Below are 25,442 nucleotides of genomic sequence, written 5' to 3' on the forward strand. Positions count from 1 at the left end.
CAAAATAAATAAACATATTGTGTATTTTACCGATAATTAGTGCTGACGGACAGCCGCGTTTTGATTAATATATCGCCGTCTTATTGGGAGGAGCCTGTTGTTGGTAAGTACTTGGCATAAAACATTGTATTTTTGTTCGGTAATGAGTCTGGCTATGTCGCTTTTGACATTATTGCCGGCGCCGACTTATGCCTATGCTCCAGATGCATGGTTAGAGCAACATTCGACCATTCGCGTGGGCGTGCCGAACCAATTACAACCACTGATTTACGAAACAGAAAACGGTGTCGCCGGGCTCGATGTCGACTTACTTAAGCAATTTACCGCGGCGATGGACGTCGAGTTAGTCTGGACGCCGTGCGGCCAGTGGCAAGAGTGTTTAGAGGCCATTTCTAACAAAGAAATTGATATTTTAACCAGTGTCTCCTATTCCGTTGAGCGTAACCAGAGCATGGACTTTACTCAAAGTTACTGGTCTATGCCCTGGGCTGCGCTGACTATGGACTCTACCATACGTGCTGGCAGTAGTTTGAGAACGAGCGAGCTGCACGGTCAGCGGGTTGCTGTTGTTAAAGGGTACAGCATAGAGTCTCAGCTGGTTAATACCGGGCGCATTGAAGTGGTTAGTGTGTCCGATATTGATGAAGGTATTGACCGGTTGCGCAACCGCATGGTCGATTCTTATGTCGATAGCCTGCCTATTTTAGTGGATGAACTTCAGGAATATCCGTTACCTGGATCGAAGCTGTCGGTGCTGGATTCGACTCAGGGTAACGCCTTATATCTTGCGGTGCGCGATGACTGGCAACCGCTGGTGACTATACTGAACCGAGGTATTAATTCACTAACACCACAGCAGCGAGACGCGTTAAAACGCAAATGGTATGGGTATGAACTAGAGCAGGGGTGGAGTGACGAAGAGCTGCTTGAGTTGGGAATGAAAATAGGCTCGGTTGTGCTTTTAGTTATTCTTAGCTTTGGTATATGGAACAGCCGTCTTCGTAAAGAAATTAAAGCCCGTAAAGCGGCTGAGCGCCATATTCGTCATATTGCCACCCACGACGAACTGACGGGGTTGCCGAATAGAAACCTAATGCAGGATCGTCTCGAACAGTCGTTACGCCAGAGCGAAAGAACGCAAAAACCATTTTCAGTACTGTTTTTAGATCTTGATGGTTTTAAGCAAATCAATGACGATTTTGGCCATAATTATGGCGACGAGTTACTTGTTCAAGCGTCTCAGCGCATGAAAACGCTATTGCGGCGTTCCGATACGGTCTGCCGTCACGGTGGCGACGAGTTTGTGGTGATACTACCAACCGCCGTGGCCGTGGGTTCAGCACTTGCAGTAGCCCGTAAGTTGGTCGTGCAGCTAGCCAAGCCCTACAAAGTCAAAAAACAGCAACTGGAAGTGAGCGTATCTATTGGTGTCGCTATGTACCCTGCTCATGGCACCGATGTAGACAAGTTACTGCGCTCCGCCGATAAAGCCATGTACGCGGCTAAAGCCGCGGGTAAAAATGATGTGCGCTTAGCCAGTACCGACGGATGACATTCAGCCCTAGTTAGCTATAATGTAGCGCTTCACTTTTAACGAATTCGTCGGTAGTAGGAAAAGTACATGCGCACGCATTATTGTGGACAAGTAAACGCAGAACTCGCAGAGCAACAAGTTACTTTATGTGGCTGGGTTAATAAACGTCGTGACTTAGGCGGCCTGATTTTCATCGATTTACGCGACAGAGAAGGTCTTATTCAGGTTGTTTTTGACCCAGACCAAAAAGCGTTGTTCGAGCAGGCTGAGAAGTTACGTCAGGAATTCTGTGTACAAATTACCGGCACAGTAAACCGTCGCCCTGACAGCCAGGTAAATGCCAACATGAAAACCGGTGAGGTTGAGTTGTTGGCATCAGAGCTTAATATTTTGAGCCGATCTGAACCGCTGCCTATCGACTTTAACAGCCAGGTCAGTGAAGAAGCGCGTTTGCGTTATCGCTATCTGGACCTGCGCCGTCCGCAAATGAACGAAAAGCTTCAATTCCGCGCTAAAGTTACTAGTGCAGTAAGACGTTTTCTGGACGACAACGGTTTCCTGGATATAGAAACTCCAATGTTAACGCGTGCTACCCCGGAAGGAGCGCGTGACTATTTAGTGCCAAGCCGCACGCATAAAGGTCGCTTCTTCGCGTTGCCACAAAGCCCGCAATTGTTTAAGCAACTACTGATGATGTCGGGTTTTGACCGGTACTACCAAATTGTAAAATGCTTCCGCGACGAAGATTTACGCGCTGACCGCCAGCCTGAATTTACTCAGATAGATATCGAAACCTCTTTCATGACCGCTGAACAAGTTATGGAAGTGACTGAAAATATGACTCGTGAGTTGTTCGACAAGTTACTGGGAATTGAGCTGGGCGAGTTCCCGAGCATGACTTGGCATGAAGCCATGAAGCGTTATGGTTCAGACAAGCCAGATTTACGTAACCCATTAGAGTTGGTTGACGTTGCAGACTTATTAAAAGACGTTGAGTTTAAAGTGTTTTCCGGTCCGGCGAACGATGAAAAAGGGCGTGTAGCCGTTATTCGTCTGCCAGGTCAGGCGGAAAGTGTGTCGCGTAAAATGATTGATGAATACACCAATTTTGTGGGTATTTACGGCGCGAAAGGACTTGCCTGGATAAAAGTAAACGATTTGGCTCAAGGCCGAGATGGCTTGCAGTCGCCAATTTTGAAATTCTTACCAGACGATGCATTGAACGCAATTCTTGAGCGTACAGGGGCGGCTACCGGTGACATCTTGTTCTTTGGATCAGACAAAGCCAACACCGTTGCTGAAGCAATGGGGGCGCTGCGCCTTAAGTTGGGTGAAGAGTTTGGCCTTGTCAGTGACGAGTGGAAACCATTGTGGGTTGTTGACTTCCCAATGTTCGAAGAAGACGATGACGGCTCGCTAGCGGCCTTGCACCACCCGTTTACAGCACCAGTTAATGTAACACCGGATGAGTTACGTGCTAATCCGGCTCAGGCGCTGTCTAATGCTTACGATATGGTTTTAAACGGTGTCGAAGTTGGCGGTGGTTCAACACGTATTTTCGAAAACGAAATGCAGCAAGCCGTATTTGAAGTTCTGGGCATTGGCAAAGAGGAAGCACAAGAGAAGTTCGGCTTCTTACTTGAGGCACTTAAATACGGTACACCACCGCATGCCGGCTTAGCTTTCGGCTTAGACAGGCTGGTTATGCTGATGGTTGGAGCAAGCTCAATTCGTGACGTTATCGCTTTTCCGAAAACAACTACTGCAGCTTGCGTGCTAACGGACGCTCCAGGGTTAGCCAACTCGGACGCGCTGAATGAACTTGGCGTTAAGAGCACCGTCGAAGACACAGAGTAAGTACATTCAACGATTAAAGTTTGTGGGGTGAAACATGGCAGGTCACTCGAAGTGGTCGAACATAAAGCACCGAAAAGCCGCGCAGGATGCTAAGCGCGGCAAAATTTTCACAAAATTGATTCGCGAAATTAACGTCGCCGCTCGTGAAGGCGGTGGCGATCCTGAAACGAATCCGCGTCTGCGCGCAGCAATCGATAAAGCGCTGTCCAATAACATGAAGCGAGACACCATAGATACCGCAATAAAACGCGGCACCGGTGAGATGGAGGGGGACAACGTCGAAGAGCTGACCTACGAGGGTTATGGTCCTAATGGCGTGGCCATTCTTCTGGAATGCATGACGGACAACAAAAACCGGACGGTGTCTGAAGTGCGTTATGCCTTCAGTAAGCACGGCGGAAACTTAGGTACAGACGGCTCGGTGGCTTACTTATTCAATAAAATGGGTGTCATTAGCTACGGAACGGACGTTACCGAAGAAGACGTTATGGAGCCAGCACTTGAAGCGGGTGCTGAAGACATCGTGAAGTATCCGGGAAGCGGTCTGGATGTTATGACGTCACCGGAAAACTTTGGTCCTGTGAAAGATGCCCTAGACGCCAAAGGGCTGGAATCGTCCAATGCGGAAGTGACTCAGGTGCCAGACACCAAAGTTGACTTGGACGAAGACAGTGCGCGTTCATTTTTGAAACTGCTGGACGCACTGGAAGACTTAGACGACGTTCAGAACGCTTACCATAATGCTGACATCTCTGATGACGTATTGGCGAAGCTGGACGATTAAGGAATTATGAGCGTCATATTAGGCATTGACCCGGGCTCACGGTTAACCGGATATGGCGTTATTCAAAAACATGGCCGTAAATTTCACTATTTAGGCAGTGGTTGCATTCGCGCGACAGGAACGTCGGCAAAACCACTGTCGCTCGCCGAAAAACTACGGCTGATTCATGACAGTGTCAGCGAGTTAATCACTCAGTTTAGCCCTACCGAATTTGCTATTGAACAAGTGTTTATGGCGAAAAACCCTGATTCAGCCTTGAAGCTGGGGCAAGCGCGGGGAGCGGCCATAGTAGCTGCGGCAAGAGCCGGGCTGCCAGTGGCTGAGTATTCGGCGCGCCAGATAAAACAAGCCGTTGTCGGTAACGGCGGTGCAGAAAAAGAACAGGTACAACATATGGTCGTCGCGCTGCTTAATTTACAAAAGACACCGCAAGCCGATGCAGCTGACGCATTGGCGGTAGCACTATGCCACGCGCAAAGCGCAGAAAGCCTGCTGAAAATGTCAGGGGCAGCGAGGAAAACCGTTCGCGGTAGGCTACGTTAATTTAATAGGGAGAAAGCCGTTGTGATAGGACAAATTCAAGGCACATTGTTAGCCAAACAGCCACCGGAAGTATTGGTCGATGTGAATGGCGTCGGGTATGAGGTGCAATTACCCATGACCTGCTTTTATGACTTGCCTGCGACAGGACAGCCTGTAACGCTGGTAACGCACTTTGTTGTCCGTGAAGATGCACAGCTCTTGTACGGCTTTAACTCATTGTCGGAGCGCTCACTGTTTCGATTATTAATAAAAACCCAAGGTGTAGGACCAAAGCTGGCGCTAGGCATTTTGTCAGGCATGTCTGCGGACGAATTCGTGTTTGCTGTGAATCAGAATGACGTGAGCCGCTTAGTGAAACTGCCGGGCGTTGGCAAGAAAACCGCGGAGCGTTTAGTCATCGAAATGCGCGACCGACTGAAAGACTGGAACTCTGCAACGCCGTTTACCGATTCTATGCCCGTCGATAATAAAGGCGGTGATGCTCGTGTCCACCCAGCTGATACTCGCTCTGATGCTGTTAGTGCTCTGGTTGCACTTGGGTACAAAGAAAATCAGGCTGAAAAAGCCATTCAGAAAGTGTACTCTGCTGAACATAGTAGTGAAGTTCTGATACGACTTGCGCTAAAAGAGCTGTCTTAAGGTAAAACAATGATAGAAGCCGACCACATTCCAACTGACCGAATTGTTGAAGCCGATGTGCAGGGCGACGATGAAGCCATAGATCGTGCTATTCGCCCGAAAAAGCTGGATGAATACACGGGTCAAAAACACGTCGTTGAACAAATGGCGATTTTCATCGAGGCAGCTCGGAAAAGGCAGGAAGCGCTTGACCATTTATTGATTTTTGGCCCGCCGGGATTGGGAAAAACTACGCTGGCAAATATTGTTGCTAATGAACTGGACGTCAATATTAAGACGACGTCAGGGCCGGTTCTGGAAAAAGCGGGCGACTTAGCCGCACTATTAACGAACTTAGATGAGCACGATGTTCTTTTTATTGATGAAATTCACAGGTTAAGTCCCGTTGTTGAAGAAATTTTGTACCCGGCAATGGAAGATTACCAGCTGGATATTATGATAGGAGAAGGGCCGGCCGCGCGCTCGATAAAGCTCGACTTACCGCCTTTCACTTTAGTTGGGGCAACCACCCGCGCCGGGGCTTTGACGTCGCCTTTGCGTGACCGTTTTGGCATTGTGCAGCGACTAGAATTTTATGACGTAGAAGAGTTAACCGATATTGTGTCGCGTTCCGCTCATTTTATGAACGTGACAATGAAAGAGGGCGGTGCCAAAGAAATTGCACGACGCTCGCGAGGAACGCCGCGTATTGCAAATCGCTTGTTACGTCGGGTAAGAGACTATGCAGAAGTTAAAGGTAACGGCGAAATCGATCAGGAAACCGCAAATGCAGCATTAACTATGGTCGATGTTGATCATGCTGGCTTTGATTACATGGATCGTAAGCTTTTATTAGCCATTATGGAAAAGTTTATGGGCGGCCCTGTGGGGCTTGATAACCTTGCAGCGGCTATCGGTGAAGAAAAAGACACCATTGAAGATGTGCTTGAACCTTACCTTATTCAGCAGGGCTTTTTGCAAAGAACGCCGAGAGGTCGTTTAGCCACTCCAAGAGCTTATCAGCACTTTGGATTGAAACCTGAGAAATAGGCAAAAAAAAGCCCGCACAAAAGTACGGGCAAATAGAACAACAAGAAGGAAGTTAAATCCAGGGAACAATCTTCAAACAATCTAAGAAGAAGTGACAACCAATCTCTTCGTCTCTGATATGTGGGGTATTATAAGTATTATATGCGCTTGATCAAACAAGAAAAATTACTTTCTCGCATAAGGAAAACTAATCCGTTATAAGGTGAACTTGTTCAAAAAAAGCTCAACAAAATTATAACAAAACAAAAAAGTCTAATTAAAACAACGGGTTTTTGTTTTTATGTTTCAGTTCTGTCATAAAAAAAACTCTGCTGATAATTTGACCATCGATACTTTTGGCGGTTTCTTTACAAATTATTACATTACGGTAACTTTTCAGAACTTTACCTGAGGTGCTAATGTCTCAATATCAATTTGAATGGCCTATCCGCGTGTATTACGAGGACACAGATGCAGGTGGTATTGTTTATTACGCCAATTATCTCAAATTCCTTGAGCGGGCCAGGACAGAGTGGTTACGCTCTTTAGGGATTGAACAGGACACTTGGTTAGCTCACAATATAGCCTTTGTGGTGCGTAAGGTTGAGCTTGATTTAAAAAAAGGGGCTCGATTCAACGACGAGCTAACAGTAACTGTTGACGTTATAAAAAAGAAAAAAGCGTCGTTAATGTTTGAACAAAATGTTTTGGGAAAAGATGGCAGTGTTCATTGTTCGGCAGTTGTAACTGCTGCGTGTGTTGATAACTCGGTAATGAAACCTGTAGCTATTCCGACATCTATTTTATCGCGTATTGAAACAGAGGTTTAGAGCGTGCAAGCAGAGCTATCGTTTATTGATTTATTTTTGCAGGCCAGCTTATTGGTAAAGCTGGTTATGATCATCCTACTCGCTATGTCTGTTTGGGGCTGGGTACTGATATTCCAACGTCGGAAAGTACTTAATCAAGCGCAAAAAGACGCGTTAAAGTTTGAAGATCGCTTTTGGTCGGGTGTGGATTTAGCCCGGCTTTATCAGGAGATATCTGCGCGTGCAAAAAATGCTCGCGGCATGGAGTTAATGTTTCATGCTGGATTTAAAGAGTTTGCAAGGCTTCGTAACCAGTCCGCCGGGAGCAACCAATCAATGCTTGAAGGGGCGTTCCGTGCGATGCGTGTTGCTCACGCCCGTGAAATGGAGAAGCTAGATAGCCATTTGGGTACGCTGGCAACCATTGGTTCTATTAGCCCTTATATCGGTCTTTTCGGTACCGTATGGGGTATTATGAATGCGTTTATCGCGTTAGGGGCCGTGCAGCAGGCGACACTGGCGATGGTCGCTCCGGGTATCGCCGAAGCACTTATCGCAACCGCGCTGGGCTTATTTGCTGCGATACCGGCGGTTATTGCGTTTAACCGTTTTACGACCCGCGCGGAGAAAATTGATAGTCAATACATGAACTTTATTGACGAATTTACTTCTATCTTACAGCGTCAGGCACTGGCGAAGTTATCTAAAGAAAAAGTGGAAGGTGAGTCACTATGATGGTCATGCCGCGCAAACGGCGTAAGCCGGTTGCTGAGATAAACGTGGTGCCATACATCGATGTGATGCTCGTTCTTCTTATTATTTTTATGGTAACGGCGCCATTAATTACTCAAGGGGTAAAGGTAGACTTACCAAAAGCGACGGCAGAGCCATTGTCGGAAGACAGTAAGCCCCCGTTGGTAGCCTCTGTTGATGCCGAAGGCCGCTATTACCTGAACCAGGGTGATAGCCAAGACACGCCAATGCAGGCGGATGAGCTTGCGACTTTAGTGGCGGCGCATTTGCAAGTAGAACCTGACACGCCTGTTATGGTGAACGGTGATGGTGCGGTATCTTATAACCAAATTGTTCAATTGATGGTGCTATTGCAAAGAGCTGGTGTACCATCGGTTGGGTTAATGACAGATTCGTCGGAAGAGTAGTTGTGGATAAATCGGAGAGCTTAACGTTACCGCTCATATATTCTATAGCAATACACGCTGTTATAGCGGGTGTATTGCTTATTAGTTTTGAGTTTACGCCATCGACACCAGAAGCGATGGAAGTTAACTTAAACCAAAGCGACATTGAACCTGCGGAAGAAATTGTCAGCGCAGTTTCCGTTGATAAAGCTAAGGTGCAGGAACAAGTTGATAGAATGAAGCGACAAAAAGCCGAAGCAGAGGCTGCTGAGCAGCGTCGAATTGAGCGTTTAGAGCGCCGAGCTGAGGAAGCACGTAAAGCTCGAGAGCGCGAAGAGCAACGTCAAAAAGAAATTGAACGTCAGCAAGAAATTGAACGCCAGGAAGCGGCACAAGCGCGCAAAGAAGCTGAACAAGCTAAGAAGGAAGCACAGCGCCTAGCGGAAGAGCGAGCAAAAGCAGAAGCGGCAGCTAAAGAAGCAGAGCGTCGCAAGAAAGAAGCGGAAGAAGCTGAACGAAGGGCTGCGGAAGAACGACGTAAACGCGAGGAAGCAGAGCGACGTGCAGCTGAAAGGGAAGCTCAACTGAAAAAAGAAATGGAAGAAGAGCGCGCTCGCCGTCAGGCGGCGAGACGCCAGCAAGTGTTGAGTGAAGTTGAAAAGTATCAGGCATTAATACGGCAGACCATTCAACGTAACTGGACAGTTGACGACTCCATGCAAGGCAAGTCATGTGAGTTAACCATTAGCGTTGCGCCAAGTGGATTTGTTAAATCGGTAGATACCGGGAACGGTGATGCCAGTGTGTGTCGCTCAGCGCGTAATGCTGTTTTAAAAGCAAATACGCTACCGGTGTCGGAAGACCCGGAAATTTACCAGCAGATGAGTACAATTAAACTGACTGTTAAGCCACAGTTGTAATTAAGGTGACCAATGAGAAAAATCGTATTTCAAGCCCTGGCTCTGCTATTTGTTGTGATGAGCTCTGCCCGTGCAGGTGTGTTAGAAATCGTCATTACCGAAGGTATCGATACGGCACGACCTATTGCTGTGGTTCCTTTTGAGTGGAAAGGCGAAGGGCAGCCACCAGGAAATTTAACTGAGGTTATCGCTGCCGACTTAAGACGAAGCGGTCGATTTAACCCGATTCCTACAACAGCAATGCCCCAACGTCCGACCAAAGACGGGGATATTGACTACTCTGCCTGGGCGAAAATGGGTGTTGAAGCGGTGTTGGTGGGGTCTGTAGAACCGTACTCTGTTGACCGTTATATGGTTAAGTTTGAGTTAGTTGATGTATTGCGCGGACAAATTACTGGTGGTAACGCACAAATGTTGCGCGATGGGGAATTAGTGCAAAGCAATGATCACGTACTAGATTCGCGCTCAAGTGTCATAGATGGGGATCAGTTCCGTAGCTACTCTCACCGTATCTCGGATGTTGTTTATGAAGCGCTGACCGGTGAAAAAGGTGCGTTCATGACTAAGATTGCTTACGTGACAGTGAACCATGATGATCGCTACCCCTATAAACTTGCCGTAGCTGATTACGACGGCGCTAATGAAAAGATCTTGCTGCGCAGTCCTGAGCCGCTGATGTCTCCGTCTTGGTCACCAGACGGTAACAAGTTGGCTTACGTGAGTTTTGAAAATAAAACTGCAGAGATCTTCATGCAGGATATTTATACCACGCGTCGTGAAAAGCTAACGTCGTTTCCGGGTATCAATGGCAACCCGGTGTTTTCACCGGATGGTTCAAAATTAGCGATGGTGCTCTCAAAAGATGGCAACCCGGAACTCTATGTTTTAGATATAAAAACGAAAAACTTGCAACGAGTTACGCGGAATCGTACGATTGATACAGAACCGAGTTGGACACCTGACGGAAAGTCGCTAGTATTTACGTCCGAACGTGGTGGCAGACCTCAGCTTTACAGTGTAGAGCTGTCTTCTGGTCAGGTTCGGCGTTTGACGTTCGAAGGTGAGCAGAACTTAGGTGGTACGGTAGCGCCGTCAGGTGAAAACATGATTCTGGTAAACCGTACCAGAGGGAACTATCATATAGCTAAGCAGGAGTTCCCACGAGGAACAATGCAAGTTTTAACGAAAACGTCTTTGGATGAGTCACCAAGTATCGCGCCGAATGGCAGTATGGTGATATACAGTACAACGCATAATAACAAGCAAGTACTGGCATTGGTCTCTACCGATGGGCGTTTTAAAGCAAGGTTACCGGCTTCTGATGGGGAAGTGAAATCTCCCTCTTGGTCGCCATTTATGTAAATAGCCTGAATGGTTGAATTGTTCGATTAAACGATAAGGACGAAAAGGATGCAGCTTAATAAACTTTTTAAAGCTCTGGCAATCGTTGTACCAATGGCAACTCTGGCCGCATGTAGCTCAAACCAGGAAACCGATTCAGGTATGGGCGCAGGTCAGGAAACAAATCAACAAGCAGAGCAAGACTCTGGTGTTGAGGTTGGTGCAGCAGAGCGTCAAAAGACTCTTGAAGAACAGCGTCAAGAGAAAATGGAAGCATTACGTAAAGAACACATTGTTTACTTTGCTTTCGATAAATCAAGCGTACAATCTGAGTACGCTGAGTTATTAGCAGCGCACGCTGATTACCTTGTGAAGAACCCGTCAGTCAAAGTTGTTATTGAAGGTCACGCAGATGAGCGTGGTACGCCTGAGTACAACATTGCACTTGGCGAGCGCCGTGCTCAAGCGGTTGAAAGCTACTTGCACAACTTAGGTGTTCAGGACTCTCAAACTTCAACCGTATCTTACGGTGAAGAAAAGCCTTTAGTTGATGCGTCAACTGAAAGTGCGTACGCGAAAAACCGTCGTGCGGTTTTAGTGTACTAATCCCAGACTTAAACGGGTAGTTCATGAAAAAAATGCTGTTAGCTGTCAGTTTGTTAGTACCTGGGCTTGCATTAGCCCAGGCGCCTGTTTCAGGTTTGTCTTCTTCAGGTGATGTTGAGAAACGCCTAAAGCAAATTGAGCGTATGCTCGAAGCTCGTTCTACTGCGCAACTTAACATGATGGATCAACTTAATTCTGTGCAACAAGACGTTGCAGAATTAAGAGGTATAACTGAAGAGCACGCCTACCAATTGGAACAACTTTTACAACGCCAGCGCGAGCTGTATCAGGAAATTGATCGTCGCTTTAGCCAGCTAAAGGACAACAATAGCCAGAGTAATAGTGCCGGCGCGGGTTATTCCGATATGCAGCAGGTACCAACGCAAACTGATAGCAGCAGTTATTCAGCGAGCTTGAGCGAAAATGACGCCTATGACAAAGCCATTGCTTTGGTTTTGGAAGATAAGCGTTATGATGCTGCCATTCCGGCTTTCCAGTCCTTCCTGGAGAGCTTTCCCAACTCTACTTACGTGCCAAACGCCCATTACTGGCTGGGACAGCTTTATTTTGCTCAGCAAGAGTATGATAAGGCCGAACAGCAGTTCATGACGGTAGTTGAAGACTATCCGGATAGTAATAAGCGTGGCGACTGTTTATTGAAGCTTGGTGCTATCGCAAATGACCAAGGTAATACCGCTGATGCTAAGCGTTATTACGAAAAAGTTATTAGCGAGTACCCAGACAGTACTGAAGCAAATTTAGCCAAGCAAAGACTGAATTAACTAACACGAGCGCAACATGTGTTCGTGAATTAATCAGTCAGACAGTTTTTTTCAATTTTAAGTTGCATAAGCGCGTTATTTCAGTAAACTATGCCGCCGTTGCCAAGCAGAACTGGTAACGAATAGTTAGCGTTGGGTTGTTAGCTCAGTTGGTAGAGCAGTTGACTTTTAATCAATTGGTCGCAGGTTCGAATCCTGCACAACCCACCACTCGCTAACGCTAAGAAAATCAGAAATATGGGTTGTTAGCTCAGTTGGTAGAGCAGTTGACTTTTAATCAATTGGTCGCAGGTTCGAATCCTGCACAACCCACCACTTCTTCTTTCTGATAACTTAACTACAACCCCCTCTTGAATTCGATTATACTAGCCGCCACGTTATACAGAACACTTGGACATAAGCTGTAATACCATGACTGAGATTCAAACGCTGGATACCCTTGATTACCGGTTTCCGCCAAAACCTAAGCCTTTAACGCCTGAAGAAAAGCAGGAAACTGTCGCGCGTATAAAAGAGCTCTTAAAAGAGAAAGACGCGGTGTTAGTGGCTCACTACTATACTGACCCTGACATTCAAGCTTTGGCTGAAGAGACGGGCGGCTGTGTTGCAGATTCTCTGGAAATGGCACGCTTTGGTCGTGACCATCCGGCGAAGAAGTTAATTGTTGCCGGTGTTCGCTTCATGGGGGAGACGGCGAAAATACTGACACCGAATAAACAGGTGTTAATGCCGACCCTCGATGCCGAATGCTCTTTGGATTTAGGTTGTCCTCCAGATAAGTTTGCGGAGTTTTGTGACCAACACCCTGACCGGACCGTTGTGGTTTATGCAAATACCTCAGCAGCGGTTAAAGCACGTGCTGACTGGGTAGTGACATCCAGTATGGCACTGGAGCTGGTTGATCATCTCGATGCGAAAGGCGAAAAAATACTATGGGCACCCGATAAACATTTAGGCGGTTATATTGCCCGTGAAACAGGTGCAGACATGCTGTTATGGCAGGGTGCTTGTGTTGTACACGACGAGTTTAAAGCGAAAGCTCTAAACGACATGAAAGCGTTACATCCTGACGCAGCCATTCTGGTTCACCCAGAGTCGCCTGAAAACATTGTTGCAATGGCCGATGCTGTCGGTTCAACCTCGCAGCTCATAAAAGCCAGCCAGGAGCTTCCGAACGACACCTTTATTGTGGCTACCGACAAAGGCATTTTTTATAAAATGCAGCAGTTGCAGCCGAATAAGACGTTTATTGAAGCACCTACCGCGGGTAATGGTGCAACGTGCCGAAGCTGCGCGCATTGTCCGTGGATGGCAATGAACGGCCTTAAAGCCATAGAGCAAGCGCTAGAAACCGGTGGCAAAGAGCATGAAATTCATGTTGACCCGGAACTCGGTAAGCAAGCTATGGTGCCTCTTGATAGAATGCTGGCCTTTGCCGCCACGCTGAAATAACCCCAAAGGCCTCAATCCGAGGCCTTTTTTACCTCTATACAACCTATTTATAACGATAATAAATAAGCTTCCTACCGAACTCCACAACTGCATGCTAATCTAAAATAATTGATTATTTATGCAGGGGCGTTGCATGGGGCTGTATCAAAATGCAGATGTAAGAGACAACTGTGGCTTTGGCTTAATTGCTAATATCAATGGTGAGGCCAGGCATGAGTTAATAGCCACTGCATTGCATGGTCTGGACAGAATGCAGCACCGTGGCGGTATTGGTTCGGATGGTAAAACAGGCGATGGCTGTGGTCTTTTATTGCAGTTACCTGAACAGTTTTTCAAGGACTACGCGAAGTCTCAGAATTGGTCGCTCAGTAAAAAGTTTGCTGTTGGTATGGTGTTTTTCAGTAAAGACCATGACAAAAAGGAAGCCGCCCGCCAGCTTATCGAGCAAGAGTTACAAAAAGAAACCCTAACAGTAAATGGGTGGCGTAAGGTTCCGACAGACCGGACTATTTTGGGTGAGCAAGCCTCACTGTCAGAGCCTGATATCGAGCAAGTCATTGTGTCAGCGCCACCCGGTTGGCGTAAAAAAGACCTGGAGCGTCGGCTATATATGGCGCGTCGCCGCATCGAACAGCATTATGCCGACAATAGTGAACTGTATATCGCCTCTTTATCAAGCTTAGTCATTGTTTACAAAGGTCTGGTGTTAGCAAAAGATCTGGCTAGTTATTATCACGATCTCACTAATGATAAACTGACGACGACTATTTGTGTGTTTCATCAACGCTTTTCAACGAATACTGAACCCCGTTGGCCATTAGCACAGCCATTTCGCTTTCTCGCTCATAATGGTGAAATTAATACCATACGGGGAAACCGGCAGTGGGCGAGGGCTCGAGCCTATAAGTTCCACACGCCGTTACTGCCAGACTTACAGAATGCAACGCCTTTAGTTGGCATGAGCGGTTCAGATTCTGCCTCCCTCGATAATATGCTGGAATTGCTATTAGCCGGTGGTATGGACTTATTCCGCGCAATGCGCTTGTTAATTCCACCTGCCTGGCAGGGCGATGCAACTATGTCGGAAGATATGCGTGCATTCTACGAGTTTAACGCGCTTCATATGGAGCCCTGGGACGGTCCTGCCGGTGTTGTCTTAAGTAATGGTCGCCATGTGGCTTGCAGTCTGGATAGAAACGGCTTACGTCCTGCACGTTATGTGTTGACCAAATCTGGCACTCTCACTATTGCGTCAGAGGTGGGGATTTGGGATTACGACGAAGCCGAAGTCAAAGAAAAAGGTCGACTGGGACCGGGGCAGATGATGGCCGTCGACACCTATACCGGAAAAATTTGGTATAACGATGACATAGAAACGGAGCTTAAAGACCGTCACCCCTACAAGCAATGGTTGTCGCAAAACCGTCGCCATTTAGTGCCGTTTGAACGCAGTCACGCCGACAAAATAGGCCAGCGACTGTATGACGACGAGACAATGGCGGTATTTCATAAAGCGTTTCTTTACTCAGAAGAAGAGCTGCAACAGGTGATGAGTGTTCTTGCTAAAGACGGTCAGGAAGCGGTTGGCTCCATGGGCGACGATACCCCGCAAGCTTTTTTGTCAAAGCAACCTCGACTGCTTTATGACTATTTCCGGCAGCAGTTCGCGCAGGTTACCAACCCGGCAATTGACCCTATTCGGGAGCGTCACGTTATGTCGTTAAGCACCATCATTGGCCGTGAGCATAACGTCTTTAATGAAGCGTCCGGCGATGCCGACCGAGTGGTTTTTGAGTCGCCTATTTTAATGTATACCGACGTTAAGCAACTGCGAGAGTTAGATGAAAAGCACTACCGCAGTATGGATTTCTCACTGGCCTTTAATCCGGCAGATAAGTCGTTACAACACGCGCTCACTGAACTTGTTGAGAATGTGGTTGAAGCAGTAAGGCAGCAAGGCGTGGTCATTGCCATTCTTAGCGACCGTCATTTTGAAAAAGGTGATGTTACTATTCCGGCACCAATGGCGGTTGGCGCGGTTCAACAGGCATTAGTGCATGAAAACCTGCGCTGCGACTCCAATATTATTATTGAAACTGCGTCAGCGCGTGACTCGCATCACATGGCGGTTCTGCTGGGGTTAGGCGCCACGGCTATATACCCATTTTTGGCGTACGAAACGGTTGAGCAGCTCGTTGAAAAGCACAAAGTCGACTTATCCGTCAGAGAAGCACTACTGAATTACCGCAAAGGGCTGAATAAAGGGCTGTTGAAAATACTCTCGAAAATGGGCATTTCGACAATCTCCGGCTACCGTGGCGCATCGCTGTTTGAAGCCGTTGGGCTTAATCAGGATGTCAGAGAGCTGTCCTTTTGCAATATGCCTGCGCGCATTAACGGAACAGGTTTTGACGACATACAGCAGGATTTACTGCAGCGTTTCCAGAAAGCCTGGTTAAAGCGCAAACCCTTAGCGCAGGGCGGTTTATTAAAGTACGTTCATGGCAGTGAGTATCATGCTTATAACCCCGATGTTGTGGTGGCCTTACAGGAAGCTGCCAATACCGGAGACGAAGGCGCTTACAAGGTTTACGCCAAGCATGTGAACGAACGACCAGTGACTCATATTCGTGACTTGCTGGACTTGAAGCTGCCGGAAACCCCCGCTATCGACATTAAACAGGTTGAACCCAAAGAGCGTTTGTACCAACGCTTTGACACCGCCGCTATGTCCATTGGTGCGCTCAGTTCAGAAGCCCATGAAGCACTAGCGATAGCAATGAACCGAATTGGTGGACACTCCAACTCAGGAGAAGGGGGCGAAGACCCTAAACGGTTCTATACTGAAAAGAACTCTCGTATTAAACAAGTAGCGTCAGGGCGTTTCGGTGTGACACCGCATTACCTGGTGAATGCTGACGTTATTCAAATTAAAGTGGCTCAAGGTGCGAAACCCGGAGAGGGTGGGCAACTTCCTGGCGAGAAGGTGACTGCGGAAATTGCCCAGTTGCGCTACGCAGTGCCGGGTACGACATTGATATCACCGCCGCCGCATCATGATATTTATTCGATTGAAGATCTCGCCCAGCTTATTTTTGATCTTAAGCAGGTAAATCCAGCGGCGCTGGTATCAGTAAAGTTGGTTTCTACGCCGGGTATTGGAACCATCGCTACGGGAGTGGCAAAAGCCTATGCTGACCTTATTACGGTCTCGGGCTACGACGGTGGCACCGGTGCCAGTCCGTTAACCTCAGTGAAGTATGCCGGCTCACCCTGGGAGCTGGGACTCGCTGAGGTGCATGAAGCCTTGGTTACCAACAAACTAAGGCACAAGATACGGCTGCAGGTAGATGGTGGCCTGAAAACCGGCAAAGACATTGTCAAAGCCGCTATTTTAGGTGCGGAAAGCTTTGGTTTCGGTACTGCGCCGATGGTCGCTCTGGGCTGTAAATACTTAAGGATTTGCCACTTAAATAATTGCGCGACAGGTATTGCAACGCAAGACGAATTACTCAGGAAGAAGCACTTTTCTGGCTTGCCGGAAAAAGTCATTCGATTGTTTGAGTTTATGGCGGAAGAAGTGCGCGACATTCTGTCTTACTTGGGTGTAACAGAGCTTACGGACGTGATTGAACGCACAGATTTGCTGGAGCGCTTACCGGGTGAAACGAAACGTCAGCAAGCGGTAGACTTAACCGAATTGCTTGCGTCGTCGGGCATTCAGTCTGAATATCCATTGCATTGCACAGAAAAGAACGAGCCTTTCGATAAAGGCGACTTGAATCAGCAAATATTATCAGCGGCTCAGTCTGCCGTGGAAAATAAGTCAGGCGGCAAGTGGTCGTTCTCCATTCAAAATAACGACCGCTCTGTTGCCGCTAGTTTATCGGGCCATATTGCTAAATGGCATGGTAATCAGGGTATGGCGACAGCGCCTATCACTTTGAACTTTAACGGTACGGCAGGCCAAAGCTTCGGTGCCTGGAATGCCGGAGGCTTAAAACTAAGACTGATCGGAGATGCCAACGACTACGTCGGTAAAGGCATGGCTGGCGGTGAAATTGTCTTAAAGCAGCCTCTAAATGCAAATTACCTAAGTCATAAAGCAGTCATTATGGGGAATACCTGTTTGTACGGTGCCACCGGAGGCAAGCTCTATGCGGCCGGTGGTGCCGGCGAACGTTTTGCTGTGCGTAATTCAGGTGCCACCGCTGTGGTTGAGTCTATTGGTGATCACGGCTGTGAGTACATGACAGGCGGTATTGTCGCAGTATTAGGCGATTGCGGCATTAACTTTGGTGCCGGTATGACAGGCGGTTTTGCCTACTTGCGTGACTTAGACGGAGATTTACACCGCCGTTTAAACCATGAGTTGGTTGAAGCACTGGATATTGAAACCTCTATTATTAAAGAGCATTTGCGTGGGCTTATTCATGAACACCATGAAGCCACCGGCAGTGCATACTCCAGAAAGCTACTAGCGTCCTTTGACGAGACGGTAAAAAGCTTCCGTATTGTGAAGCCAAAATCTCAGGACGTGTCCGACTTACTGGGACACCGCGCACGCTCTACTGCTGAACTTCGGGTACAGGTGATGTAATGAATAAAAATGTGTATCAATTTCTAGACGTTCAGCGAATCGATCCGCCGAAAAAGGCTGCGGATGAGCGTCGCATTGAATTTACCGAAATTTATGAGCCGATGTCGGGTATACAGCTGCAAGGGCAGGCTGATCGTTGCCTGGACTGCGGTAATCCGTATTGCGAATGGAAGTGTCCGGTTCACAACTATATTCCCCAATGGTTGGAATTAGCGAATCAGGGGCGGGTAACGGAAGCCGCAGAGCTTATGCATAAAACCAATAGTCTGCCAGAGGTCTGTGGTCGTGTGTGTCCGCAAGATCGTCTCTGCGAGGGGGCTTGCACGCTTAACGATGGCTTCGGTGCTGTCACTATTGGCAGTATTGAAAAGCAAATTGTCGATGAAGCCTTTGCCAACGGCTGGCGACCCGACTTAAGTGGGGTCGCACAGCGAGTGGAGCGAGTCGCTGTTATTGGCGCAGGACCGGCCGGTTTAGCCTGTGCCGATGTACTGGCGCGTAATGGTGTTACCGCAACGGTGTATGACCGCTACCCTGAAATTGGTGGGTTACTGACTTACGGTATTCCACCGTTCAAACTCGACAAGGCAGTCATGAAGTTACGCCGCGAGATATTCACTGAAATGGGCGTGCAATTCGAACTGGGCGTGACTGTTGGTGAGGATATCGAGTTCTCGGAACTGCTTGATCAGTATGACGCTGTGTTTCTGGCGCTAGGCACCTACAAAGCACTGGATGGCGGCTTAAAAGAGCTAGAGCATAACGGAGTGTATCCGGCATTACCGTTTCTTATCGGTAATACACAAACCTTAATGTCGCATAAGCCCATGCCGCAATACCCGCATATTGACCTTAACGAGCAACAAGTGGTGGTGCTGGGTGGTGGTGATACCGCTATGGATTGTGTACGCACTTCAATTCGGCAAGGTGCAACGTCGGTGACTTGCGCTTACCGACGTGACGAAAGCAATATGCCTGGCTCGCGCCGCGAGGTGGAAAACGCCAAAGAAGAAGGCGGTGAGTTCTTATTTAACGTTCAGCCAGTGGAAATAGAAGCAAACGAGTCTGGACAGGTGACTGGTGTCAAAATGGTGAACACGGCATTAGGACAGCCCGACAGTGATGGCCGACGCCGGCCTGAGCCCGTTGAAGGCTCAGAATTCACTTTGCCTGCAACGGCGGTAATTATCGCTTTTGGGTATCAGGCAAACCCACCCGAGTGGCTGAAGAAGCATAATGTTGAACTGAGCGATTGGGGCACGGTGTTAACCGACTCCAATCGAGAGTTCGCTATGCAAACCAGTCACCCGAAGATCTTCGCCGGCGGTGACATGGTTCGCGGCGCAGACTTGGTTGTTACCGCTATAGCCGAAGGTCGCTCCGTCGCTGAAGGAATGCTCGATTATTTTGACCAGCTATTAATAAAAGCCTCATAGCCTTCGACAAAGGTGGGGTATTTAAGCTTATAGCCGCTGTTTTTCAGGCGGCTATTGTCACATCGCTTTGAACCTCTGGGACCCGGACCAGGCTCAACGTCAGAGGTAATACTGGCTCCGAGTTGCTTCGCTAACCATTGATACATGTCGTATTGTTTAACGGGTTTATCGTCACTGACAAGATAAAGCGGCTGCGGGCTTTTAATCGATGTTAATAACGCATGAATAAAACCGGCGACATCATCTTGATGAATTCGGTTTGTCCAACTGTCACGTAAACTCATATTCCCGGCAACCAACTGCTTTAATAGATAGTCTCTGCCTTCACCGTAAATACCGCTACAACGTAAAATCGTGGTTTGTGTTGGCAGCGAGTCAATTAGCGACTCGGCCTGTAACAACGCCTGACCAGATTCAGACGTAGGAGCCGTTTCACTGGTTTCATCTATCCATTCGCCATCTTGCTGAGCATAAACGCCGGTACTGGACACATAAATAATGTAAGGCTGTTGCCCACTTTGTGCTAATACCTGCTGCAAGTGCCGACAGGGCACAACATAACCATCGTGGTAGCGTTGCGAGCCTGAACGCGACGGAGTCAGAGTAACGACAATAGCGTCCCATTGAGTGGTGAATAACCGCATTAGATCCTGTTCGTTATTAAAGTCGCCAGCGACAAGCTGAACACCATCAATAGTGGGTTTGCTGTCGGGGTGTCGGCAAAGACCGGTGACACTATGTCCACCTTTAACCAACAAGCGCGCAGTGCGTTGCGCGATGTCTCCGTAGCCGAGTAAAAGCGTTTGCATGATCAACCCCTTAGCGTTAATGTAAATAAAATGTATCAGCGACTTAAATAACGATAAAAAAACAGTGCCACAATGACCCTCAATGCCGCCTTGCAGACACTCGTTGACGAGTTAAAGACAGAGTATCATCGCTCGCAGTTTGAGTCTGTATTTAAGCGCAAAACCAAACACCTCAGCGGCCCCGATAAGCTGAAAGTAAAAATGGCCATTACCGAATTGGCAAAACCAGCGTTAGGCGTTGTCGATTTGCGAAAGAAAGTCCCCTATGAGGTCTTTCCTTACTCCTTTCAGGGGCGCACCCATTATTTTGACAGCCGAGCACAACAACTGTTTGAAAAAGGTCTGAAAGCGTACAAAGGCGTTTTTACCGAAGACACTAAACAGCAAATTCTGGCGTTGAGAAATCAATACACTCATGAATTAACGGCAAGTAATACACAAGCGACTTCCTTAGACAGCTTTATAGCCGGGCATCCTTATTCTCGTCGGGAAGAGCGTATGAACTTTGTCTCGCCGATTTCTTTTACGTTAGCGGATGGACAGTCGTTCACTGCAACGTCGGTGGATATATCGACAAATGGTCTGCAAATAAAAGTGGAATCTTCCGAACAAATAAAGTCGTTACTTTTTGCTCAGCTGGAAGTGTGCTTTTCTGGCATAGCAGAGAATTTTGTGGTTAGCAGTAAGCCGTGCGTGCAATACCGCGTGGTTGCTGTGCAGAGCAGTGAACCTTATGTGTACTTGCGGCTAAAACGATTAGAAACCGATGACAACAACGCCTTTCGCACGTTTATTGATGAGCTTATCAACCAGTATAAGCACCGCTATAAAGTCAATATTGATCATAGCTTGCAAAGGGTAAAAGCCCGTGGTTATGAAGCGTTGTGGGCGAGCGTCTACGGTGGATTAAAAATAGTCTTGCCAGACGATAAACCAACTTGTTGTGTTCTGGCTACTGAAACTAACCGGACTTTATTAAACAGTTGGCAAAAGCATGCCACTGATACGCTCGCGCAACTCATGGAAATGGCCTGGGTGAAGCAATCGGTTGATGAGCTGAAAGCGGAACGTAAGCAAAGTCGACGTCAGCTTTGTTTTTTCAGATTGAGTCTGCCGCTAAATAAGCGTTGGCACGAGTACATTGTTCCTGTCGCCGAATTGAGCAAAGAAGCAGGCTGGCTAGGGTCGTTATTTGCATTAAAACAGGCTGGATACCCTGTACAGATTTATGAAATAACCCTAACGCACGATGCCAAGCGACAGGCAGTATTTGCAGAGCTTCAGAAGTTGCCGCTGCCGTTAGTGAATGACACAAATGTTGAGAAGCTAGCGCTGTCAAAGTTGAAACCTTACCAGTTAAAAGACCCTTCGTTACGGAAAGTCTCAGTTATTGAGAGCGATGAGAACACTCTGTCAGTGCAATTTAGCAATTCCTTATCGAACGCCTTATTTGTTCATAAAGACGGCGGTAAGTGGCAGCCTACAGTCGCCGGCTTAATGCCCTTTAGCGAAGGTTTGCCTGAAGTCTTTAAAGACGCCGGCTTTTGGCTCAGTGACAGTGATAAAGTATTGGGGGGGCGACAGTTACAGCGGCAAATTATTGATGCGTTAAAGCGAACAAAAGATCCCAGCGATTTGCCAACGATTGTTGTATTACGAGTGCCGCACCTTCCAGGCAAAGAAACGGTAATAGGGCGGTCATTAAAGACCTACAAGACCTTTAATGAAGCGGCTGAATATGTGAATTTTCTAAAAGATGACGGTCAAATTTTAGCCTTACACATCCACGGCAGCTGCTGTGAAGCCAACTTGAGCGATGCGGTGCGTAACGAATTGTCCTATATAAGCCGCTATCTACCGCACCGGGCGAAAGAGTTTGAAGCGGAATTTCTTCAGTGTAAGGCAGTTATTACCGTGTCAGACGTGACTCAAAGCCTGATTCATTTATCGTCACTTGTACAACAGCCAAAGAGCGTTCTAAAGCAAGCCAATTAAGCGCCTTTTCATCCTGGTTGTCATACCGCATAATCAAATGACATTACTTCAATAGTTAAGAAGGGTTGTTTTATGACTAAACAATGGTTAGCGCCTGCGCTGTTACTGGGGCTGGGTACGACGTTTTCATTCGGAGCTCATGCTCAGGACGCAGTGAGTTATGAAGACAAAGAAGAGCTGCACGACATTGTGAAAGCCGTAGAAGCCGACAACATAGAAAAAGACATTCGTAAGTTAGTCAGCTTTGGCACCCGTCATACTTTGTCAGAAACTGAATCCGATACTCGTGGTATTGGTGCTGCGCGTCGCTGGATTTATTCGGAGTTTGAGAAAATTTCGCAAGCCTGCGGTGGTTGTCTGGAAGTTATGTATGTCAGTGACGTTGTGTCTGGCGAAGACCGCATTCCAGACCCGGTAGAAGTAAAAAGCGTTATTGCTATTCAAAAAGGAACAACCGATCCGAATCGCTACGTCATGATGTCAGGCGATATCGACTCTCGCGTTAGTGACGTTATGGACTACACATCAGACGCTCCCGGTGCAAATGACAATGCATCAGGTGTTGCAGGCACCTTGGAAGCAGCACGTGTTCTGAGTCAATACGAGTTTGATGGCTCTATCGTTTACGCCGCTTTGGCGGGCGAGGAACAAGGCTTGTTTGGCGGTAAAATTTTAGCGAAGAAAGCCAAGGATGAAGACTGGCACCTGACCGCCGTGTTAAACAATGACATGATTGGCAACATCGAGGGCATAAACGGGGTTATCAATAACTCAACAGCTCGGATTTTCGCAGAAGGTACTCGCATGAACGAGTCTGACCGTGAAGCCACTATGCGTCGTTACTATGGTGGAGAGGTTGACTCTCCGTCTCGCAATTTAGCGCGTTACATAGACTGGGTGGCAGACCGATATGTGCCGAACTTAGATACCATGGTCGTTTATCGCTTAGATCGCTTTGGCCGCGGTGGTCATCACAGACCCTTTAACGACCTCGGCTATCCGGGCATTCGTATTATGGAAACGAATGAAAACTACAACCGTCAGCATCAGGACTTGCGTACCGAAAATGGCATCAAATACGGTGACACTATTGACGGTGTGAACTTTGAGTACGCTGCTAAACTAACCGCATTGAACGCCGCATCATTGGCTAGCATGGCGTGGGCGCCACGACCTCCGGCAAACGTTGAAATTGAAGGGGCTGTAAAACCGGATACAACCTTACGCTGGAGTTCGCAAAGCGAAGATGAAGAGAACATTGCTGGTTATAAAGTGTATTGGCGTTTAACTGACGCACCACAGTGGCAGTTTAGCCGCTATGTTGGCAACGTGAATGAATATACGCTGGAAAACATTGTGATCGATAACTACATTTTTGGTGTAGCTAGTGTAAGCAAAGACGGCTTTGAAAGCCCGGTTGTTTTCCCAGGACCAGCAGGACAGTTTTCGATTGAGTGAGACGTACTTTAAAGAACTACCTGTGCCACTGAATGACAGCGACGAACCAAGAACTGTTGGTTTTGAGCTGGAGTTCAGTGGCTTAACATTAGAACAGACATCGACAATTTTGTGCTCAGTCGTCGATGGTGAATGTGTTCGTGAATCAAAAGCAGAGCACAAAGTTAAAACCTCAGACCTGGGCACTTTCAATGTCGAAATTGACTGGGCGTACCTTAAGAAAAAAGCGAAAGCAGAGGGCGCCGACGAGTCCAGCCTGTTAAAAGAGCTGGGCAATTTAGCTGAGCGTTGGGTGCCGATTGAAATTGTCTGCCCACCGTTAACGCTAGCGCAGTGCAAGGTCCTGACAACACTCGTTGATAAGCTTCGTAAGGCAGGCGCTAAAGGTACCGATGAGTCCTGGATAGCCGCCTATGGGGTTCATATCAATGCTGAAATTCCCAAACTCGATGCGCCAACGGTACTGCGATATTTGCAGGCCTATGGTCTGCTGCAATGGTGGCTAATCGAGAAGCATCAGGTTGATACCACACGCAAAATCAGCCCGTATATTGATAAATACCCTGAAGACTATCTGCACCGCCTGATGACTCAGGAGGAGGCTGATATGTCGACACTTATTGATGATTATTTGTCGTTTAACGCAACTCGAAACCGAGCGCTTGATATGCTTCCGCTGTTTAGCATGGTTGACGAAGACAGGGTTATGAATGCTGTTAATGACGGAAAAATAAAAGCACGTCCAACGTTTCATTATCGCTTACCGAATTGCCAAATTGAGCATCCCGGCTGGCAGCTTAGTGAAGAATGGAACTTATGGTGGGTGATAGAAGCTTTGGCAAGTGACCAAAACGCTTTGGCGTATTGGCGCAATGCATTTCTCGAGGCGGAAAGGCCAATAATGGGCGTCGCCGAAACGGACTGGAAAGAAAGGCTAACGCAATGGCTCAGCGACCGCGAGTGGTGGTAACAGGGGCTGCACGAAAGTGGTCTCCCTCGTGGTGGTGCACCTGGCTGGCGCTCAGGCTACTTGGTGCCCACCCCATAAGAGTCAGTGTCAGGCACCGCTGTGAAAGCTCTAACGTGGATGCCGTAATTATTGGTGGTGGCGATGATATCAGTCCGTCTCACTACAACCAGCCTCCTGAGCCCGATGGCGAATATGACCCCGATCGCGATGACATTGAAATTCGCTGGATACAATGGGCGCTTGAGAATAGAAAGCCACTTTTGGGCATTTGCCGAGGCTCTCAGCTTATTAATGTCGTGCTTGGCGGTGAGCTTAACCAGAACATAAAAGAGCTGAGAAAGCTGACCTATAACCGTCCGGGCTTGTTGCCGACCAAACAGGTGTTTTTAGAAAAAGAAAGCTTACTGTCTGAGGTATGTAAAAAGCGCAAACTCCGGGTGAACAGCTTGCACTCTCAAATTGTAAAACGGGTGGGTGTGGGCATGCGAGCTACCGGCTGGGACTTAGATGGCTTTATTCAGGCATCTGAAAGTGATGGTCGAGAACGAGCCGTTATTGGCGTTCAGTGGCACCCGGAGTATATGTTTTATGTCCCCAGCCAACTCAGAATTTTTCGTTGGTTATTAAGTCGTTAAAAAATTAACCGTTAAAACCGATTAATTTCATCTTATTTTATCCATTCTTTCTGATCCTTCCTTTCAGTTATTCTGTATAAACATTCAATTAAATATTATCCCGGCAGTTTTGAGGTAAGAAAACG

21 protein-coding genes and 2 tRNA genes are annotated in these 25,442 nt (G+C 47.6%); 22 read left to right on the forward strand and 1 reads right to left on the reverse strand.

The window, feature by feature from the left end; genetic code table 11:
* The first annotated feature begins 154 nt into the window (after nt 1-154).
* From CWI73_RS10375 to CWI73_RS10460, 18 genes are all read left to right on the forward strand, one after another.
* Nucleotides 155-1,552 carry a diguanylate cyclase domain-containing protein gene (locus CWI73_RS10375; protein WP_241968886.1) on the forward strand — a complete coding sequence of 466 codons (1,398 nt, stop codon included), beginning with the start codon at nt 155-157 and terminating at the stop codon, nt 1,550-1,552.
* A 69-nt stretch (nt 1,553-1,621) separates the two neighbouring features.
* Nucleotides 1,622-3,391 (forward strand): aspartate--tRNA ligase, encoded by a 1,770-nt coding sequence (aspS, locus tag CWI73_RS10380; protein WP_126752717.1) that lies wholly within the window; start codon nt 1,622-1,624, stop codon nt 3,389-3,391.
* A 34-nt stretch (nt 3,392-3,425) separates the two neighbouring features.
* Nucleotides 3,426-4,175 carry a YebC/PmpR family DNA-binding transcriptional regulator gene (locus CWI73_RS10385; protein ID WP_053952922.1) on the forward strand — a complete coding sequence of 250 codons (750 nt, stop codon included), beginning with the start codon at nt 3,426-3,428 and terminating at the stop codon, nt 4,173-4,175.
* Nucleotides 4,176-4,181: 6 nt separating this feature from the next.
* Nucleotides 4,182-4,718: a crossover junction endodeoxyribonuclease RuvC gene (gene ruvC, locus CWI73_RS10390; protein ID WP_053952921.1), complete on the forward strand. Its 537-nt coding sequence runs from the start codon at nt 4,182-4,184 to the stop codon at nt 4,716-4,718.
* A 21-nt stretch (nt 4,719-4,739) separates the two neighbouring features.
* Nucleotides 4,740-5,357, forward strand: a complete 618-nt coding sequence (ruvA, locus tag CWI73_RS10395; RefSeq protein ID WP_126752718.1) for a Holliday junction branch migration protein RuvA — start codon at nt 4,740-4,742, stop codon at nt 5,355-5,357.
* Nucleotides 5,358-5,366: 9 nt separating this feature from the next.
* Nucleotides 5,367-6,386, forward strand: a complete 1,020-nt coding sequence (gene ruvB, locus CWI73_RS10400; protein WP_126752719.1) for a Holliday junction branch migration DNA helicase RuvB — start codon at nt 5,367-5,369, stop codon at nt 6,384-6,386.
* 398 nt (nt 6,387-6,784) lie between these two features.
* Nucleotides 6,785-7,195, forward strand: coding sequence for a tol-pal system-associated acyl-CoA thioesterase (gene ybgC, locus CWI73_RS10405; protein WP_126752720.1), 411 nt, complete (start codon nt 6,785-6,787; stop codon nt 7,193-7,195).
* A gap of 3 nt (nt 7,196-7,198) precedes the next feature.
* Entirely contained in the window at nt 7,199-7,909 is a 711-nt protein-coding gene (gene tolQ / locus CWI73_RS10410) for a protein TolQ (RefSeq protein ID WP_126752721.1), read from the forward strand.
* On the forward strand, nt 7,906-8,334 hold the full coding sequence (gene tolR, locus CWI73_RS10415; protein ID WP_053952916.1) for a protein TolR: 429 nt from the start codon (nt 7,906-7,908) through the stop codon (nt 8,332-8,334). The genes tolQ and tolR overlap by 4 nt, the downstream gene beginning before the upstream one ends.
* Nucleotides 8,335-8,336: 2 nt before the next feature.
* A complete protein-coding gene (tolA, locus tag CWI73_RS12635; RefSeq protein WP_273268193.1) occupies nt 8,337-9,233 on the forward strand; it encodes a cell envelope integrity protein TolA in 897 nt (298 codons plus the stop codon).
* A gap of 12 nt (nt 9,234-9,245) precedes the next feature.
* Nucleotides 9,246-10,595, forward strand: coding sequence for a Tol-Pal system beta propeller repeat protein TolB (gene tolB, locus CWI73_RS10425; protein ID WP_126752722.1), 1,350 nt, complete (start codon nt 9,246-9,248; stop codon nt 10,593-10,595).
* 48 nt (nt 10,596-10,643) lie between these two features.
* Nucleotides 10,644-11,180 carry a peptidoglycan-associated lipoprotein Pal gene (gene pal / locus CWI73_RS10430; RefSeq protein WP_126752723.1) on the forward strand — a complete coding sequence of 179 codons (537 nt, stop codon included), beginning with the start codon at nt 10,644-10,646 and terminating at the stop codon, nt 11,178-11,180.
* A gap of 23 nt (nt 11,181-11,203) precedes the next feature.
* Nucleotides 11,204-11,962 (forward strand): tol-pal system protein YbgF, encoded by a 759-nt coding sequence (gene ybgF, locus CWI73_RS10435; protein ID WP_126752724.1) that lies wholly within the window; start codon nt 11,204-11,206, stop codon nt 11,960-11,962.
* A gap of 134 nt (nt 11,963-12,096) precedes the next feature.
* Nucleotides 12,097-12,172: transfer RNA gene (locus tag CWI73_RS10440), tRNA-Lys, on the forward strand.
* 29 nt (nt 12,173-12,201) lie between these two features.
* Nucleotides 12,202-12,277: transfer RNA gene (locus CWI73_RS10445), tRNA-Lys, on the forward strand.
* 96 nt (nt 12,278-12,373) lie between these two features.
* Complete coding sequence (gene nadA / locus CWI73_RS10450; protein WP_058579477.1) at nt 12,374-13,414, forward strand: quinolinate synthase NadA; 1,041 nt, start codon at nt 12,374-12,376, stop codon at nt 13,412-13,414.
* 133 nt (nt 13,415-13,547) lie between these two features.
* A complete protein-coding gene (gltB, locus tag CWI73_RS10455; protein ID WP_126752725.1) occupies nt 13,548-18,014 on the forward strand; it encodes a glutamate synthase large subunit in 4,467 nt (1,488 codons plus the stop codon).
* Complete coding sequence (locus CWI73_RS10460; protein WP_126752726.1) at nt 18,014-19,450, forward strand: FAD-dependent oxidoreductase; 1,437 nt, start codon at nt 18,014-18,016, stop codon at nt 19,448-19,450. Before gltB ends, CWI73_RS10460 begins: the two co-directional genes overlap by 1 nt.
* Here the strand turns inward: CWI73_RS10460 and CWI73_RS10465 are convergent.
* A complete protein-coding gene (locus CWI73_RS10465; RefSeq protein ID WP_126752727.1) occupies nt 19,417-20,259 on the reverse strand; it encodes an SDR family oxidoreductase in 843 nt (280 codons plus the stop codon). The genes CWI73_RS10460 and CWI73_RS10465 overlap by 34 nt on opposite strands.
* A 72-nt stretch (nt 20,260-20,331) precedes the next feature.
* On the opposite strand from CWI73_RS10465, the gene CWI73_RS10470 reads away from it, so the two are divergent.
* The 4 genes from CWI73_RS10470 to CWI73_RS10485 all read left to right on the forward strand — a co-directional run bounded on the left by CWI73_RS10470 (nt 20,332) and on the right by CWI73_RS10485 (nt 25,317).
* Nucleotides 20,332-22,254, forward strand: coding sequence for a PilZ domain-containing protein (locus CWI73_RS10470; RefSeq protein ID WP_126752728.1), 1,923 nt, complete (start codon nt 20,332-20,334; stop codon nt 22,252-22,254).
* Nucleotides 22,255-22,326: 72 nt separating this feature from the next.
* A complete protein-coding gene (locus tag CWI73_RS10475; RefSeq protein ID WP_126752729.1) occupies nt 22,327-23,712 on the forward strand; it encodes a M28 family metallopeptidase in 1,386 nt (461 codons plus the stop codon).
* The gene (locus CWI73_RS10480; protein ID WP_126752730.1) at nt 23,705-24,682 is read left to right on the forward strand and encodes an amidoligase family protein; all 978 of its coding nucleotides are present in this window, start codon (nt 23,705-23,707) and stop codon (nt 24,680-24,682) included. The genes CWI73_RS10475 and CWI73_RS10480 overlap by 8 nt, the downstream gene beginning before the upstream one ends.
* Nucleotides 24,655-25,317 carry a gamma-glutamyl-gamma-aminobutyrate hydrolase family protein gene (locus CWI73_RS10485; protein ID WP_126752731.1) on the forward strand — a complete coding sequence of 221 codons (663 nt, stop codon included), beginning with the start codon at nt 24,655-24,657 and terminating at the stop codon, nt 25,315-25,317. Before CWI73_RS10480 ends, CWI73_RS10485 begins: the two co-directional genes overlap by 28 nt.
* The last annotated feature ends 125 nt before the right edge of the window (nt 25,318-25,442 follow it).

The organism is Idiomarina piscisalsi (assembly GCF_003987095.1).
Classification (GTDB): domain Bacteria; phylum Pseudomonadota; class Gammaproteobacteria; order Enterobacterales; family Alteromonadaceae; genus Idiomarina; species Idiomarina piscisalsi.